We start from the raw sequence: 14,709 nt of genomic DNA, 5'->3' as shown, positions 1-14,709 counted from the left end.
GGTCGCTCGCCACTCTCCGTTTTTGACCGCGCGGTTTTTCAGCTCATTCGACCACTGGACGCCGCAGTGCGGGCAGTTATAGACCGCAGTTTCCGGCAACGAGTCGCCGAAGATTTCGTGATTTCGGCCTTCCTCATGCTGCCAGGAGACGTTCTCCCAGGACAGCGTCTGCCACTCGCCGCAGTGCGGACATTTCTCTTAAATATAATCCTTTAGAGCCGGAGTCACTGTACAGTCCGTCAGCTGCCGTAGCAATAAAATTTTTAGTCAGATTCATATAAAAACTAGTGCCATTAGTTTTGCCATAAACATCATTTTGGACTAGTTAGGTTTTATTTGCATTAGTTTGTTATTGGAACTTTCTTCTAAACCAAGAAAAACCTCTGATATTCAAGGTGTTTAACTGTTTGTTTGTATTGGTTTGTGCTCGTTTGGTTTTGTTTGTTTTTGGGTTTTGGCGGCCCCAACAGGAATCGAACCTGTACTTCAGTCTTAGGAGGACCACGTTGTATCCATTCAACTATGGGGCCGGAGCGAGTAATTTTAAAGCATTTTTAATTTACGAGTTGGAACGTCTTCCAAACAGGGCAAAATTCTTGTGGTTTGTGTCTGGAGACTTTTCGTTCAACAGGCCGAGGTTCTGAAGTGCGGCCTTATCCGGTTGTTTGAATCGGCTTAAAGGTTCTTTTTGTACGGCAAAGCCGTTTTTTAAGAGAAGGAAATCGCTATTTCGGCGGCTGTTTGAGTCTCTCAGCGGTCGGTACCGGAGACGCGCTGCTCAATTTTCGATGGCATTCCTTCTTTGATTTTCGGCTCATGAGCGACGAAACCGACTCCCTGCTTCGAAGTCGGACACGGCAGTGAAAATATGAATTAACACCTGCAGGCCTTTTGATAAAATAGAACTTTGCGCTTTTGTCTTTTGTTTTACTTATTCCAACCGTATGTCCGCAATTAATGAAGCAGCTCAAACCTACTCAGAAGGTTCCATCACAGTCCTAAAAGGTCTGGAGCCGGTTAAACAAAGACCGGGTATGTACACTCTGACGGATAGTCCGCTGCATATTATCCAGGAAGTTATTGATAACTCCAGTGACGAGGTTCTTGCGGAATACGGAACAAAAATCATTTTTACCGAGTACGCGGACGGTTCAATCTCCGTTGAAGACGACGGACGCGGCATTCCGGTCGGTCTGCATCCGCAGGAAAAGACTCCGGTGGTCGAATTGGTGTTCACACGACTGCACGCGGGTGGTAAATTTAATAAGAAAGAAGGCGGAGCATACTCATTCTCCGGCGGTCTGCACGGCGTAGGCGTGTCTGTGACAAACGCTCTGTCAAACCGCCTGGAAGTTACCGTATGGCGTGACGGCCTCGAAAGTACGATCGCTTTTGAAAACGGCTTTGTTAAAGAAGAGCTGAAAAGCATCAAATCTCCCAGGCCGAAGCGGGCCACAGGAACAAGAGTTCGCTGCTGGCCGAATCCTAAGTACTTTGACAGCCCGAAGATTCCGCGGGCTCAGCTGATTCGTCTTCTTAGAAGCAAGGCAGTACTGCTCCCGGGCTGCGAAGTCATCTACATCAATGAAGCCGAAGACATTCGCCAAACCTGGAAATATACGGGCGGCCTCAAAGAGTATCTGCTCGATCAGGTTTCCGGTAAGTCGATCGTCACTCCGTTCGAAGCAAAAGGATATGCGACCGAAGAGGACGAAATGTTCCCCGAAGGAGAGGGCGCAGCCTGGGTTGTGACTTGGACGGAAGAAGGTAATCTCGAGCGCGAAAGCTACGTTAACCTGATTCCTACCCCGCTCGGAGGAACTCACGAAGCCGGTTTGAGAGACGGAATTTATCAGGCGGTCAGATCTTTTATGGAAACCCACGGCCTCGGTGCCAAAGGTGTTCGTCTGATCGTCGAGGATGTGTTCGCAAGAGCAAGCTTCGTTCTGAATACGAAGGTTCTCGACCCTCAGTTCCAAGGCCAGGTTAAGGAAAAACTGATCAGTAAGGAAGCGTTAAAGCTGGTCTCTTCCTTCGTTCGCCCTCAGATGGAATTCTGGCTGAACAGCCATATCGAAGAGGGGAAGAAACTCGCCGAGATGTTTGTGAAACAGGCTCAGGCAAGACAGCATTCTTCTCAGAAAATTGAAAAGAAAAAAGGTTCGTCCGTCGCGGTTCTGCCCGGAAAACTGACCGACTGCACGAGCGGAGACATCACCAGAAATGAATTGTTCCTGGTGGAAGGCGACTCCGCGGGCGGCTCGGCAAAGAAAGGAAGAGATAAAGAATATCAGGCGGTTCTTCCGCTTCGAGGCAAGGTCCTGAATACATGGGAAGTGGACAGAAACCTGCTCTTTGGCAATAAGGAAGTTCATGATATTTCTGTTGCGATCGGTGTGGATCCTCATGCGGTTGGGGAAAAACCAGACATCTCCGGCCTGCGTTATGGAAAAATCTGCATCATGGCGGATGCCGACGTTGACGGTTCTCACATCGAGGTGCTTCTTCTGACGCTTTTCTACCGTCATTTCTCCTACCTTATGGAGACTGGACACATCTTTATCGCGATGCCTCCGCTCTTTAAGATTAAAGTGGCTAAGACCGCGAAGAAAAAAGAGCGGAGAATTTACTGCCTTAACGAGGAAGAACTGAGACAGAATTTGGAAAGGCTTAAAAAGGAAAAGTACAAAGAAAATCAGATTGAAATCTCGCGTTTTAAAGGTCTGGGAGAAATGGATTGGCAGGAGCTGAAAGAAACTTCGCTTGATCCTGAAACCCGCAGACTGCTGCCGATTAAAGTCGGCGCGCCGGGTGACGAGCTGACCGAAAAGGCGATGAATATTCTGATGGCCGGAAAAGAAGCGGATTCGCGCAAGGAATGGATTGAACGTCACGGCGATCAGTTTGAACCGGATATTTAACGTATTGCGGACAGTCAAATGGCAGAAAATAAAAAAAGAAAATTAACTGAAAAGGATCAAACCAGCTTCTTTGATGAGGAAATGATGGCTGAAGAGCCTCAGATTCCGGAAGAAACTGACAGTGATACGAAAAAAAATACATCCGCTGACTCCGCTCAGGAGGAAGACATCGGTGCCGGCTCCGGTTTCCTGTTTGATTTAAACGAATACGGATCGGAAAGCGAGAGTGTCGAAGAAAAAGACACCGCTCAGACCGATTTGGCGGAGACTTTAGTCGCGCAGGCAGAAAGCGCCGCGGCTGAGCTGATTGAGCAGGACGCCAAAGACGAAGAAGCCGTAGTTGAAAAAGTTGAAGCGGAAATCGTTGACGCGGAAATGGTCCCTCAGCCTGCGATGCTCAGCGGAACAGACATCGTTGAAGAGGCGATGAAGAACGCCGAAACGGATGTTGATGAACTGACATTGGCTTATTTCGCAAGCCGCGCCTATCTGGAGTATGCGATTTCCGTCGTTAAGGGGCGCGCGCTTCCGGATGTCTGCGACGGCATGAAACCTGTTCAGCGCCGTATTCTCTACGCGATGAAGCGCTTGGGGCTGTCCCCGGACGCTAAAACCGTCAAGAGTGCGCGTGTCGTCGGTGACGTGCTCGGTAAATACCATCCGCACGGTGACTCGGCGGCCTATGACGCAATGGTGCGCTTGGCTCAGGACTTCACGATGCGCTACCCGCTGGTGCACGGTCAGGGCAACTTCGGTTCGGCCGACGGTGACGGCGCGGCCGCAATGCGTTATACCGAAGTAAAACTGTCTAAGTATTCGGAACTTCTGCTGAGCGAAATTGACGAAGGAACCGTTAAATTTGTCCCGAACTACGACGGCGCATTCAAAGAACCGACGCTTCTGCCGGCTCGCCTTCCGATGCTCCTTTTAAACGGCTCAAGCGGTATCGCGGTGGGTATGGCCACTGAGATTCCGTCTCATAACCTTAAAGAGGTCGCGGCCGCTACTGTCAAACTAATTGATCAGCCGGAAACGACAACGGAAGAACTTTTGGAAATTATTCCCGGTCCGGATTTTCCGGGCGGGGCCCAGATCATCTCGCCGCAGTCCGATATCCTTTCGGCTTATCAGTCCGGCTACGGTTCGCTTCAGCTTCGCGCGGTTTATCACTTCGAGGATTTGAGCCGAGGTCTCTGGCAGCTGGTGATTGATCAGCTTCCTTATAAAGTATCCGCGCAGAAAGTACTGTCGGAAATTGACTCTCTGACCAATCCGAAAGCATCATCCGGTAAAAAGACGCTGAGCGCCAAACAGCAGCAGGACAAGCAGCTTCTCATGAACGTGATCTCTTCTGTCAGAGACGAATCAAACGGAGAGGCCGCGATTCGAATTGTTATTGATCCGAAGAGCAAAACGGTTGACCGGGATGAACTGCTGAATGTTTTATTCAGCAAGACCAGCCTTGAAGTCAGCTGTAAATTTAATCTCGTTCTTATCGGTGTTGACGGCAAGCCGAAGCAGAAAGGGCTCAGAGAAATCCTGAACGAATGGATTTCTTTCCGAATCAGAACAGTTCTTGCGCGATGCGGCTTCCGCCGAGAGGAAATCCGCGCGCGTATTCATGTTTTGGAAGGTCGTCTCACGATCATTATCGATATTGATGAGGCAATCCGAATTATCCGTACAGCGGACGATCCTAAGGTCGGACTTATGGATCATTTCCATTTAACGGATAAACAGGCGGAAGACATTTTGGAAATCCGTCTGCGTCAGCTCTCCGGCATGGATCCGATCAAGATGCAGAAAGAGCTAGATAAGCTTCGCAAAGAAGAAGAGAGACTGACGGAGCTGATTGATAATGACCGCAAGCTCAGAAAACAGATTATTAAAGAGATTGAGGAAGATTCCGAAACGTTCGGAGATGAAAGAAGAACGTTAATTGAGGAAGCGCAGACCGCGGCTCTGACCAAGCGTGTTGTGGACGAACCCGTCACTGTCATTATCAGTGAAAAGGGTTTTGTGCGCAGCAGAGGCGGTCATTCTATCGACTGCAAATCGATGAACTATAAGCTCGGAGACGCCTATCGCATGTCGTTTGAGTGCCGCAGTGTCGACAACTTATATGTCCTCTCTGACAGCGGAAGAATTTACTGTGTTCCGGTTTCGCAGCTGCCGAGCGGACGCGGAGACGGAACACATATCAGCGCATTTGTTCAGCTTCAGGACGGCGACAGGCCGCTAGATTACTTTGCAGGTTCGGACGATACAAAGCTTTTATTCTCTTCGGACAGCGGTGTGGGCTTTTTCTGCAAGGCGGGCGACCTTGCGGTTCGTCAAAAAGCCGGTAAAGCATTCTTTACGTTGGAAAAAGGCGCGAAGCCGCTTCCGATCCGTACGGTTTCTCCGATTACCGGATGGATCGCCGCGCTCTCAAGTTCAGGCAGACTGGTTGTCTTCTCCGTCGACGAGCTGAGCGCACGATCGAGCGGAGGCAAAGGCGTTTCGCTGATGATGATCAGCGAGGGAGAAAAGCTTGTTTCTGCGATCCCGATTGCGCCCAACGGCGTTATTGTTGTCGGTAAGGGCAGAGGCGGAAAGATTCAGGAACTGGTGGTTGGTCCGCGTTCCGTTGAAGATTTCCGCACCAGAAGAGGCCGCAAAGGAAGATTTGTTGAAGCTCGCTGGACATTCCTGGAACTCAGACAGAACAAGCCTGAAAAAGAAATGTCGCCGGAAGAAAGAGCTCAGACAGAGTCAACCATTATTTAGCGAAATTCGGCAGCTGCAGCAACGCCCCGTTGATATCCTCAATTGGGGCGTTTCTTCTTTTGCCGCAGACGCTCAAATCTACAATGTAGACGTGCATTTTTATAAAGGTGCTGTGATGCTGTGGAAAGACAGAGAAGGCAGTCAGAACGTTGAAGACCGAAGAGGTCAGGGCGGCGGAATGCCGGGCGGAAGATTTCCTATGCCGCGAGGGAAATTCGGGCTTGCGGTCTTAGCGGTTGTGCTTGTCGCCGGTTATTACGGCATCGATCTCACACCGCTGCTGGGTCTGGACTCCTCGATGCAGACGCAGACCACTCAGTCCGTTCCCTACAAGCCGACGGCTCAGGAGGAAGAACTTGCGAAGTTCTCTTCTGTTGCGCTGAAATCCACAGAGGACACCTGGGGAAAAATTTTCAGAAATTCCGGAAAGGCGTATACGCCACCGAAGATGGTTCTTTATACCGGTTCCACAAAGACGGCCTGCGGTTACGGTCAGGCGGCTATGGGCCCGTTCTACTGTCCGCAGGATCAGAAGCTTTATGTGGATTTGTCCTTCTATAAGGATATGCAGAAGAGGCTTGGCGGCGGAGGAGATTTCGCGTTAGGTTATGTGCTGGCGCACGAAGTCGGACACCATGTCCAGAATTTGCTCGGCATCGCGCCTCAGGTTCAGAAACTGCAGTCGCAGGTGAGTCCGAAGGAAGCCAATCAGCTCTCTGTCCGTCTTGAACTTCAGGCCGACTGCCTCGCGGGTGTCTGGGGCCATCAAATGAATAAAGAAGGTATCCTTGAAAAGGGCGACTTGGAAGAAGCGCTTAAGACAGCGACTGCGATCGGAGATGACCGCCTGCAGAAACAAGCGCAGGGCAGAGTGGTTCCGGACAGTTTCACGCACGGCTCGTCCGAGCAGCGCTATTACTGGTTTAAGACCGGGTTTGACAGCGGAAATCCGGAAGCATGCAATACGTTTGCGGCGGGCGCTAAATAAAAAAAACGCTGCGGACAGCGGCTTTCGGCGGGGCGTCTTTCGGACGCCCTTAATTATTTATTTGGCCTCGCGGGCGTCGATTCTTTCTTTGACGAGCTGAGCGAGGATCTTAATACCGGCGTCAATCTTTTCCGGAGGAACGGTGACAAAAGACAGACGCATCTTATTGAGTTCCGGTTCATTAGCATAGAAAGCAGAACCCGGAACATAGGCGACCTTACGATCGAGTGCTTCTTTCATCATCTCATCGGTATTGATGTATTCGGGCAGAGTGACCCAAATAAACATTCCGCCGTCGGGTTTAGTCCAGCTTGTTCCCTGCGGGAAGTATTTCTCGAGCGCTTCGAGCATACAGCTGCACTGTGTTTTGTAGAGTTCGCGAACGGCCGGCATATGCGCATTCATCAGGCCGGTATCCAGGCAACGAGCGGAAATCAGCTGCGTGAATGTGGAAGTGTGCAGATCAACCGCCTGTTTGAGTACGATAAGCGGATCAAGAGCGGTTTTGGGGCCGACGACATAACCGAGTCGGAATCCGGGGGAGAGGACCTTTGAGAAGGTACCCAAAGTTAACGTTCTTTCCGGAGCGTAGCAGCGGATCGGTTTCGGCGGCTGATGATCATACCAGAGCTCACCGTAGGGGTTGTCTTCAATAATCCAGAAATCGTATTCGCGGGCTTTTTCCGCAAGTTTCTTTCTTCTTTCTTCGGAAAGCGTAATGCCGGTCGGATTCTGGAATGTCGGAATCACGTAGGCGAAGCGGATGCCGCGGAATTCCGGACCGATTTTATCGGGGTTGAGGCCGTATTCGTCAGTTGGGATGGTTAAGAAAGTCGGTCTCTGCAGTTTGAAAGCGGAGAGCGCGCCGAGGTAAGTCGGATTTTCCACCGCGATGACGGAACCCTCATCAACATAGGCCGAGCCGATGAGGTCCAGCGCCTGCTGAGAGCCGGAGACAATCTGAATATTGTCCGCTTCAACCGGAGCGCTCAATTCTGTTTCGCGTTCGGCGATTGCTTTTCTCAGAGCCGGTTCGCCTTCCGTGCTTGAGTACTGAAGCGCCTGAGCGCCGTGGTGTTCCAAAACCCAGTCAGTCGCTTTTTCAATGGCTTCAACCGGAAAGCTTTTCGGTGAAGGCAGACCACCCGCGAAAGAAATAACGTCCGGTTTGGAAGCGAGCTTTAAAAGCTCGCGAATAATAGATCGTTGAGACCCGCGCGTGCGAACGGATTTCGGCGGGGTCGCGGAAAGTTCAAATTCTGACATTGATAGGCCTTTAATTATTGAATGCCTCGACGAACGCGAGGATAACTGAAATTTTTTAGCTGCTTTTGACAGTTCTACGTACAGGCATTGAACCAAAACGGGTAAGGGAAGAGGGTGAGTTCCCCTATTTGCCTATGCGCAGAAGATATTACAACAAAAGGTGTTTGAAAATTAGAAAATTGACACCAAATAGAGTGTTAGATAGGTAATTAATTTCTGTGAGGTTATTAATGTCAGAAAACAAAAAAGAAACTTTGGGCTTCCAGACTGAAGTAAAACAAATGCTTCACCTGATGGTGCATTCGCTGTACTCCAATCGGGAGATTTTTCTGCGTGAATTGGTTTCTAACGCTTCGGATGCTATTGATAAGCTGCGTTTTGCGGCGTTGGACAATCCGGCCTTGTTAAAACAGGATCCGCACCCGTCCATTCGTATTGGAGTGGATGAACAAAAACAGTTAATTACGATTAGCGATGACGGCATTGGCATGACGCGCAGTGAAGTCATTGAACATCTTGGTACGATCGCCAAGAGCGGCACAAAAGAATTTTTTGCGCACCTTTCCGGTGATCAGCAGAAGGATGCTCAGCTGATCGGTCAGTTCGGCGTCGGTTTTTATTCTGCATTCATTGTCGCGGACAAAGTTACCGTGATTACGCGCAAAGCCGGTGATCCGGCTGACGCCGCAACCATGTGGGAGAGCAGCGGAGAGGGCGAGTTCACGGTCGAAAATACAACGCGTGACCACTTCGGCACGGATGTGATTCTTTCTATTAAGAGCGAAGACCGCGATCTGGTCAGCAAATACCGTATCCGCAATATTCTTCAGAAATACTCCGACCATATTTCCACGCCGATCCTGATGGGCAAAGACGAGTATAAGGAAGACAAATTAATTGAGACCGGTGAATGGGAAGCGGTTAACCAGGGCTCGGCCATCTGGGCTCGTCCGAAATCCGAGATTACGGAAGATCAGTACAAAGAATTCTTCCATCACCTTTCCCACGATTCGAGTGATCCGCTTTGCTGGACGCACAACAAGGTGGAGGGCCGCAACGAATATATTCAGCTGTTGTATGTTCCCTCGACCGTTCCCTATGATCTTTGGGACAGAGAGAGCGTGCACGGCTTAAAGCTCTACGTAAAGCGCGTCTTCATTATGGATGACTCGAGCAAGCTTCTGCCGAGATATCTGAGATTTATCCGCGGTGTTATTGATTCGGAAGACCTGCCGCTGAACGTCAGCCGTGAAATTCTTCAGCAGACCCGCGATCTGCGTGTGATCAGAGACGGCACAACAAAGCGTGTGCTTTCCATGCTCGAAGACTTGGCCGCAAACCGTGCCGCTGATTACGACAAGTTCTGGGCGATGTTCGGCAACGTTCTGAAAGAAGGCCTTGGCGAAGATCCGAGCAACAAGGACCGTATCGCCAAACTGCTGAGATTCGTTTCCACGTCAAGCGAAGGCAAACCCTCTGTCACGCTTGAGGGCTATATCAGCCGCATGAAGACCGGTCAGAACTCCGTTTACTACGTCACAGGAGAAACCACCGAAGCCGCTGCCAAGAGCCCGCTTCTGGAACTCTTCAGAAAGAAGGATATTGAAGTGCTTCTTCTGAGCGGCCCGATTGACGAATGGATGACTCAGTTTATGACTGAGTTTGACGGCAAGCAGCTCGTCAATATCGCCAAGGGGGATCTCGATCTTGGAGAGCTTAGCGACGCTGAAGAGAAAGAAGAGAAAGCCAAAGTTCAGACGGAATATCAGCCCTTGGTGGAACGCTTCAAAGAGTCTCTTGGCGACGAGGTTGAAGATGTCCGCATGACGCTTCGTCTGACGGATTCTCCGGCTTGCATCGTGACGGATCCGAACGCACTTAATCCGGCATTTGTTCGCATGATGCGCGCCGCGGGTCAGGATGTTCCCGATCCGAAACCGATTCTTGAGCTCAACCCGAACAATCCGCTGGTTTCCAGACTCAAGGAAAGCGGTGCCTTCTCCGGCGAGTGGGCAAAACTTCTGCTTGAGCAGGCTCAGCTGATGGCAGGCGAGCAGCTGAAGGATCCGGCCGGTTTCGTCAAGAGAATGAATCAGATGCTTCTTGACACGGCAAAGGACGGAGCGACCATCAATTAATGACTGATTGATCGCTGGTATTTATAAGGCGGACAGCTCAGGCGGCTGTCCGTTTTTCATTTATGCTCCTAAAAGAGATTAGGGGCGAGTACTGTTAACATAGCAGACTGTTTTGATGAGAGGTTCGATATGTCCAGACGCAAAAAAACACCGGTTGATTTTTCCGAACTTGGCGGTTTTCGATTCCTGCATTTCGGTACGGAGTGGATTCAGGGCGGCATGCGAATTAATCGTCCGTATCAGCTCGCGCTGGATTATCAGCAGTCGATGATGGCGCTGATGCTGTTTGTGCCGGAACCTAAAGAGATTCTGCAGCTTGGGCTGGGTGCCGGCGGTCTGGCCAAATACACATGGAAGTACTTTCCCGAGGCGAAGACGCGTGTGGTAGAGATCGCTGAAGAGGTCTACATGGCCTCGCGCATGTGGTTCAAGATGCCCGATGACGACGATCATCTGGAGACGATTTTTGAAGACTGCAAAAAGTATCTGGTCGGCGCGCAAAAGAGCGCGGACTGGCTGCTTACGGATATTTACGACGCAGAGGCGTGGGGGCCGGTTTACAACGACGTGCCCTTTTATCGGCTGTGCCGAAAGGCGCTTCGGGACGGAGGCGTTTCCAGCTACAACGTGTTCGGAGGAGAGGATTTCACGAAGAGTCTTGACGCGATCTCTGAAGCGTTTAACGGGCAAGTGCTGGTGATGCCGGAGGTCGCGGAGGGCAACCGCATTATTCTTGCAAAGAACGGTCCTAAAGAGACTTATCCCGCGGAGCTTCTGGATCAGAGGGCGGCTGAGCTGACCGCTTCGCGCAAGATCCCCGCAAAGAAACTTTTAAAGATGCTGCGCAAAGAGAACAATTTCAAAGGCGATATTGTTTTTTAGGGTACGAGACAAAAAAGCCGCCCGTTTAACGGCGGCTTACAGGAACTCATTTAGGTCCCGGGAATCATTTTTTTAACTTTCTTTTTCTCCGGCTTTACCAGAACTTTTTCTTTGTACTCGCAAAGATCATTGATGCAGCATTTCCAGCACTCCGGGCTTCTTGCCTTGCAGATGTAGCGGCCGAGAAGAATAAACCAGTGGTGCGCGTCGACGCGGTACGGCAGCGGGGTGTAGCGCTCCATTTTTTTCTGAATTTCTTCCGGTGTTTTTCCCTTTGCGTAACCGGTGCGGTTGGCGACTCGAAAAACGTGCGTGTCCACGGCGATGAGCGGATGATTAAATGCGACGTTCATCACGACACTGGCGGTTTTGCGGCCCACACCCGGCAGAGCGACCAAGGCTTCGAAGTCTTCCGGCACCCGGCTGTCGTATTTGTCGATCAGTTCCTGACACAGCTGCATGACGTTTTTGGTTTTGCTGCGGAAAAGTCCGATGTGACGGACGATTTCCAGAAAATTATCCGCGCCGAGTTCAAGAATTTTTTCCGGTGTGTTGGCAAGCGGAAACAGTACTCGGGTTGCTTCGTTGACGCTTTTATCGGTTGCCTGCGCGGAAAGAACAACCGCGATCAGCAGTTCAAAGGGAGACGAGTACTCGAGTTCGCTTTTCGGGTTTGGGTTGTCAGCCTGCAGGCGCTGCAGGATTTCCAGTCTTTTTTGCGGGTTCATTTGTTTCGTTTGCGCTTGAGAAGAGCCGCCAGAAAATCCTTTTTATCTTTTTGGCTCTTTGAGTTGAGGCGTTCCTCTTCAAGGCGACGGCGTTCTTCCTTGCGCGCTTTGCCCCTGAGGTAGTTGCTACGGGAGCGCTGAGCAAGATCTTCCGTCCACGCTCTTGGAACCTCAATCATGCGGATACAGTCGACAGGGCAGGCGAGCTGACAGAGGCAGCAACCGTTGCAGCGATCGGCGTCGACCATGTGCAGGTGCTTAGGCGCGCCGATAATCGCTTCGGTCGGGCATGCGGCCACGCACAGCGTGCAGCCGATGCAGCGCTTGAGATCGATCTCGGCGATTTCGGGAGGAACGTGTCGGCCGCAGGTTTCGTCGAGCGGGAGTACTTCCCGGCCGAGCAATTGGGAGAGACGATAAATGACGGCGTCTCCGCCCGCAGGGCAGCGGTTGTGTTTTTCTCCGCCGGCGATCGCGCGGGCGTAATCGGCGCAGTCTTTATAGCCGCACTGACGGCATTGCGTCTGCGGCAGGATCGCTTCGATATCGACAGGATTAGTCATTCCAGAGGTTTTCCGCGAGAAGGCTGCCGGGCTCGGTGCGACGGGGCGCTTTAAAGCCTTTGTCTTTCAGGATGGCTCGGGTTTCTTTGATCATATCGGGGTTGCCGCATAAAAGGACGCGGGCATTCTGAGGATCGAGTTTCAGCGCGGCGGCGTCTTCGAGCTCTCCGCCGACGATAAGTTTCGGGATGCGCTGAGAGAGGAACTGCGTTGCCTCACGCGTGACGATCGGGATATAGATAAGCTCACGCTCGTTAGCGCCGGCCAAAGAAGAGTCGGTCCGGATTTTTTCAATTAGCTGAGTGTAGGCAAGGTCTTCGCTGCAGCGGACTGAGTGCACCAGTACGGTTTTACGCCACTTGAGCCAAGTGCTTTCCTCGCGAAGGATACTGAGAAAAGGCGCCAGACCAGTACCTGAACTCAGGCACCACAGGCTTTCGCCCGCAGGCAGTCTCTCAGGGAGCATGCTCCCGAAGAGGTCGGGTTCAAGCCATACTGAGCTTCCCGCTTTAAGCGAAACAAGAAGCGGGGAGACAGTGCCGCCCTGAACTTCCACGATAAAGAATTCGAGGAAATTATCCTCGGGCAGAGAGACCATGGAATAAGCTCTGGCGCTGTATTGTCCGTCGGCTGTCGTTATGCCGAGGCGTACGAACTGACCGGGCTTAAATGTGAAGTCTCTCGGTTTTTCAAAGCGCAGGGACACAAGGCCCTTGCGCCATTCGCGTCTTTCCAGAAGGCGGATTTGGATGCGTTCTGCGCTCACTCGTCGAGTTCCTTCTTCAGGTACTGACGTTTATCGAGCACGTCTCTCCATTTTTCCGCTTCGTCGGTGTGCGGTTTCATACGAGTAATGGAAGGCCATACTCGGGCAAGTTCCGCGTTCAGGGCGATAAATTCCTGCTGATCTTCAGGAACATCCTCTTCAGCCATAATCGCGTTGGTCGGGCATTCCGGAATGCAGACCGCGCAGTCAATGCATTCATCCGGATCGATTACGAGGAAGTTCGGACCTTCGCGGAAGCAGTCAACCGGGCAGACGTCCACACAGTCGGTGTACTTGCAAAGGATGCAGGGTTCGGTCACAACATGTGCCATTCAGTAACTCCGTTTGTTCTTTGTTCATTAATAGTCAAACCTGGTATTTTAAAACTTTTGAGGGCGTCAAAATCGGAGTATTTCCAATAGTAGGCAACATCTCTTCAGTCAATTAGAAAAAGCCAAGCCTCAGTGTCCTATACTCACTTTAGAAGATTTCAATTCACCTGATTGGAGTGACCTCGTGGTTATTGATTCACTGTTGGACACAGACTTATACAAATTCACCATGATGCAGTGCGTGCTGCATCAGTTTCCTGCGGCTCAGGTTGAATATAAATTCAAATGCCGCAATGAAGGGACGGATCTGCAGGCCGTGATCGGTCCGATCAACGAAGAGCTTGATCATTTATGCGCGCTTCATTTCCGCCGCGAAGAACTGGATTATCTGAGAAGTCTGAGGTTCATCAAAAGTGATTTTGTCGATTTCCTCGAACTCTTTCATTTGAAGCGCAGCGCGGTAAGCGTGACACGCGCCGAGGGCAGCGATACTGATATTGAGATCCGAGTACGAGGCCCGTGGCTGCATACCATCATGTTTGAAATTCCGGTACTGGCGATTGTCTGCGAGTGCTACTACCGCAAATTCTATCCCGATACCGACTTCACGCTGGGTCGCGAGCGTCTTGCGCAGAAGATTGCGGATGTAAAAAAACATCCGGGTTTGGGCATTTCCGAGTACGGAACAAGACGGCGCTTTTCTAAAGAGTGGCAGAAAGAAGTGATCTGTACGATGCGTGATCAGATGGGGCTGCAGTTTACCGGCACAAGCAATGTGTATTTCGCGATGACCGAGGGGCTCACGCCGCTTGGCACGATGGCGCATGAATATTTACAGGCCTGTCAGGCGCTCGGTCCTCGTCTGAGAGACTCTCAGAAGTACGCCTTTGAAATGTGGGCTAAGGAGTACCGGGGAGACTTGGGTATCGCACTTTCCGATGTGTACGGCATTGACGCGTTCCTCTCGGATTTTGATATGTACTTCTGCAAGCTCTTTGACGGAGCGCGCCATGATTCGGGCGATCCTTATCAGTGGGGCGAGCGAATTATTGAGCACTATAAGAAAAATCGCTGTGACCCGCGTACAAAGACCCTGATCTTTTCCGACATGCTGAATATTCCTAAAACGATCAGTCTGTATGAACGCTTTAACGGAAGAATTCGGGTGGGTTTTGGTATTGGAACCAATCTTGTCAATGACGTCGGGGTGCCCGCGCTACAGAATGTGCTGAAACTTGTGCGCTGCAATGATCAGCCGGTGGCGAAAGTTTCAGATTCGCCCGGAAAGAGCATGTGCGAAGACGAGTCGTATTTGAACTATCTGAAAAGCGTTTTCAACATGCGATAAATTAATGC

The 14,709-nt window shown here is 51.0% G+C and carries 11 protein-coding genes, 1 tRNA gene and 1 pseudogene; 6 read left to right on the top strand and 7 right to left on the bottom strand.

Annotation, left to right across the window (positions count from 1 at the left end; all coding sequences use genetic code 11):
* Positions 1–21: 21 nt before the first annotated feature.
* A pseudogene (locus tag NFR90_RS11640) lies at positions 22–183 on the bottom strand (phage terminase large subunit family protein); the annotation flags it as partial.
* Positions 184–455: 272 nt separating this feature from the next.
* A tRNA-Arg gene (locus tag NFR90_RS05285) sits at positions 456–530 on the bottom strand.
* 414 nt (positions 531–944) lie between these two features.
* On the opposite strand from NFR90_RS05285, the gene NFR90_RS05280 reads away from it, so the two are divergent.
* From NFR90_RS05280 to ypfJ, 3 genes are all read left to right on the top strand, one after another.
* Complete coding sequence (locus tag NFR90_RS05280; protein ID WP_160335102.1) at positions 945–2,921, top strand: DNA topoisomerase IV subunit B; 1,977 nt, start codon at positions 945–947, stop codon at positions 2,919–2,921.
* 393 nt (positions 2,922–3,314) lie between these two features.
* Entirely contained in the window at positions 3,315–5,690 is a 2,376-nt protein-coding gene (gene parC, locus NFR90_RS05275; protein ID WP_370267717.1) for a DNA topoisomerase IV subunit A, read from the top strand.
* Positions 5,691–5,805: 115 nt separating this feature from the next.
* Complete coding sequence (ypfJ, locus tag NFR90_RS05270) at positions 5,806–6,678, top strand: KPN_02809 family neutral zinc metallopeptidase (protein ID WP_251451204.1); 873 nt, start codon at positions 5,806–5,808, stop codon at positions 6,676–6,678.
* 57 nt (positions 6,679–6,735) lie between these two features.
* On the opposite strand, the gene NFR90_RS05265 is transcribed toward ypfJ, so the two are convergent.
* Positions 6,736–7,944: an aminotransferase-like domain-containing protein gene (locus tag NFR90_RS05265; RefSeq protein WP_160335105.1), complete on the bottom strand. Its 1,209-nt coding sequence runs from the start codon at positions 7,942–7,944 to the stop codon at positions 6,736–6,738.
* A 230-nt stretch (positions 7,945–8,174) separates the two neighbouring features.
* Here NFR90_RS05265 and htpG point away from each other — a divergent pair, with 230 nt between their 5' ends.
* Both htpG and NFR90_RS05255 read left to right on the top strand, forming a co-directional pair.
* Entirely contained in the window at positions 8,175–10,082 is a 1,908-nt protein-coding gene (gene htpG, locus NFR90_RS05260) for a molecular chaperone HtpG (protein ID WP_251451202.1), read from the top strand.
* Between the two features lie 129 nt (positions 10,083–10,211).
* Positions 10,212–10,964 (top strand): spermine/spermidine synthase domain-containing protein, encoded by a 753-nt coding sequence (locus NFR90_RS05255; protein WP_251451193.1) that lies wholly within the window; start codon positions 10,212–10,214, stop codon positions 10,962–10,964.
* 50 nt (positions 10,965–11,014) lie between these two features.
* On the opposite strand, the gene nth is transcribed toward NFR90_RS05255, so the two are convergent.
* The 4 genes from nth to fdxA are packed head-to-tail and all read right to left on the bottom strand — an operon-like array spanning position 11,015 to position 13,353.
* Positions 11,015–11,692: an endonuclease III gene (nth, locus tag NFR90_RS05250; RefSeq protein WP_160335108.1), complete on the bottom strand. Its 678-nt coding sequence runs from the start codon at positions 11,690–11,692 to the stop codon at positions 11,015–11,017.
* Positions 11,689–12,255 (bottom strand): RnfABCDGE type electron transport complex subunit B, encoded by a 567-nt coding sequence (locus tag NFR90_RS05245; protein WP_251451191.1) that lies wholly within the window; start codon positions 12,253–12,255, stop codon positions 11,689–11,691. Before NFR90_RS05245 ends, nth begins: the two co-directional genes overlap by 4 nt.
* Positions 12,248–13,021: a ferredoxin--NADP reductase gene (locus NFR90_RS05240; protein WP_160335110.1), complete on the bottom strand. Its 774-nt coding sequence runs from the start codon at positions 13,019–13,021 to the stop codon at positions 12,248–12,250. Before NFR90_RS05240 ends, NFR90_RS05245 begins: the two co-directional genes overlap by 8 nt.
* Positions 13,018–13,353 carry a ferredoxin FdxA gene (gene fdxA, locus NFR90_RS05235; RefSeq protein ID WP_160335111.1) on the bottom strand — a complete coding sequence of 112 codons (336 nt, stop codon included), beginning with the start codon at positions 13,351–13,353 and terminating at the stop codon, positions 13,018–13,020. The genes NFR90_RS05240 and fdxA overlap by 4 nt, the downstream gene beginning before the upstream one ends.
* A gap of 184 nt (positions 13,354–13,537) precedes the next feature.
* Between fdxA and pncB the strand changes: the two genes are divergently transcribed.
* The gene (gene pncB / locus NFR90_RS05230; protein WP_160335112.1) at positions 13,538–14,701 is read left to right on the top strand and encodes a nicotinate phosphoribosyltransferase; all 1,164 of its coding nucleotides are present in this window, start codon (positions 13,538–13,540) and stop codon (positions 14,699–14,701) included.
* Positions 14,702–14,709: the final 8 nt, after the last annotated feature.

Origin of the sequence: Parasutterella muris, assembly GCF_943193095.1 — a bacterium.
Lineage (GTDB): Bacteria > Pseudomonadota > Gammaproteobacteria > Burkholderiales > Burkholderiaceae_F > Parasutterella > Parasutterella muris.
Note: the sequence above shows the minus strand (reverse complement) of the source record. Positions and strands in the feature narration are given on the sequence as shown.

Excerpts from the sequence above, each read along its gene's own strand:
- fdxA (WP_160335111.1), bottom strand. The coding sequence starts at position 13,353 with ATGGCACATGTTGTGACCGAACCCTGCATCCTTTGCAAGTACACCGAC.
- NFR90_RS05280 (WP_160335102.1), top strand. The coding sequence starts at position 945 with ATGTCCGCAATTAATGAAGCAGCTCAAACCTACTCAGAAGGTTCCATC.
- ypfJ (WP_251451204.1), top strand. The coding sequence starts at position 5,806 with ATGCTGTGGAAAGACAGAGAAGGCAGTCAGAACGTTGAAGACCGAAGA.
- NFR90_RS05255 (WP_251451193.1), top strand. The coding sequence starts at position 10,212 with ATGTCCAGACGCAAAAAAACACCGGTTGATTTTTCCGAACTTGGCGGT.
- nth (WP_160335108.1), bottom strand. The coding sequence starts at position 11,692 with ATGAACCCGCAAAAAAGACTGGAAATCCTGCAGCGCCTGCAGGCTGAC.
- NFR90_RS05245 (WP_251451191.1), bottom strand. The coding sequence starts at position 12,255 with ATGACTAATCCTGTCGATATCGAAGCGATCCTGCCGCAGACGCAATGC.
- parC (WP_370267717.1), top strand. The coding sequence starts at position 3,315 with ATGCTCAGCGGAACAGACATCGTTGAAGAGGCGATGAAGAACGCCGAA.
- htpG (WP_251451202.1), top strand. The coding sequence starts at position 8,175 with ATGTCAGAAAACAAAAAAGAAACTTTGGGCTTCCAGACTGAAGTAAAA.
- NFR90_RS05265 (WP_160335105.1), bottom strand. The coding sequence starts at position 7,944 with ATGTCAGAATTTGAACTTTCCGCGACCCCGCCGAAATCCGTTCGCACG.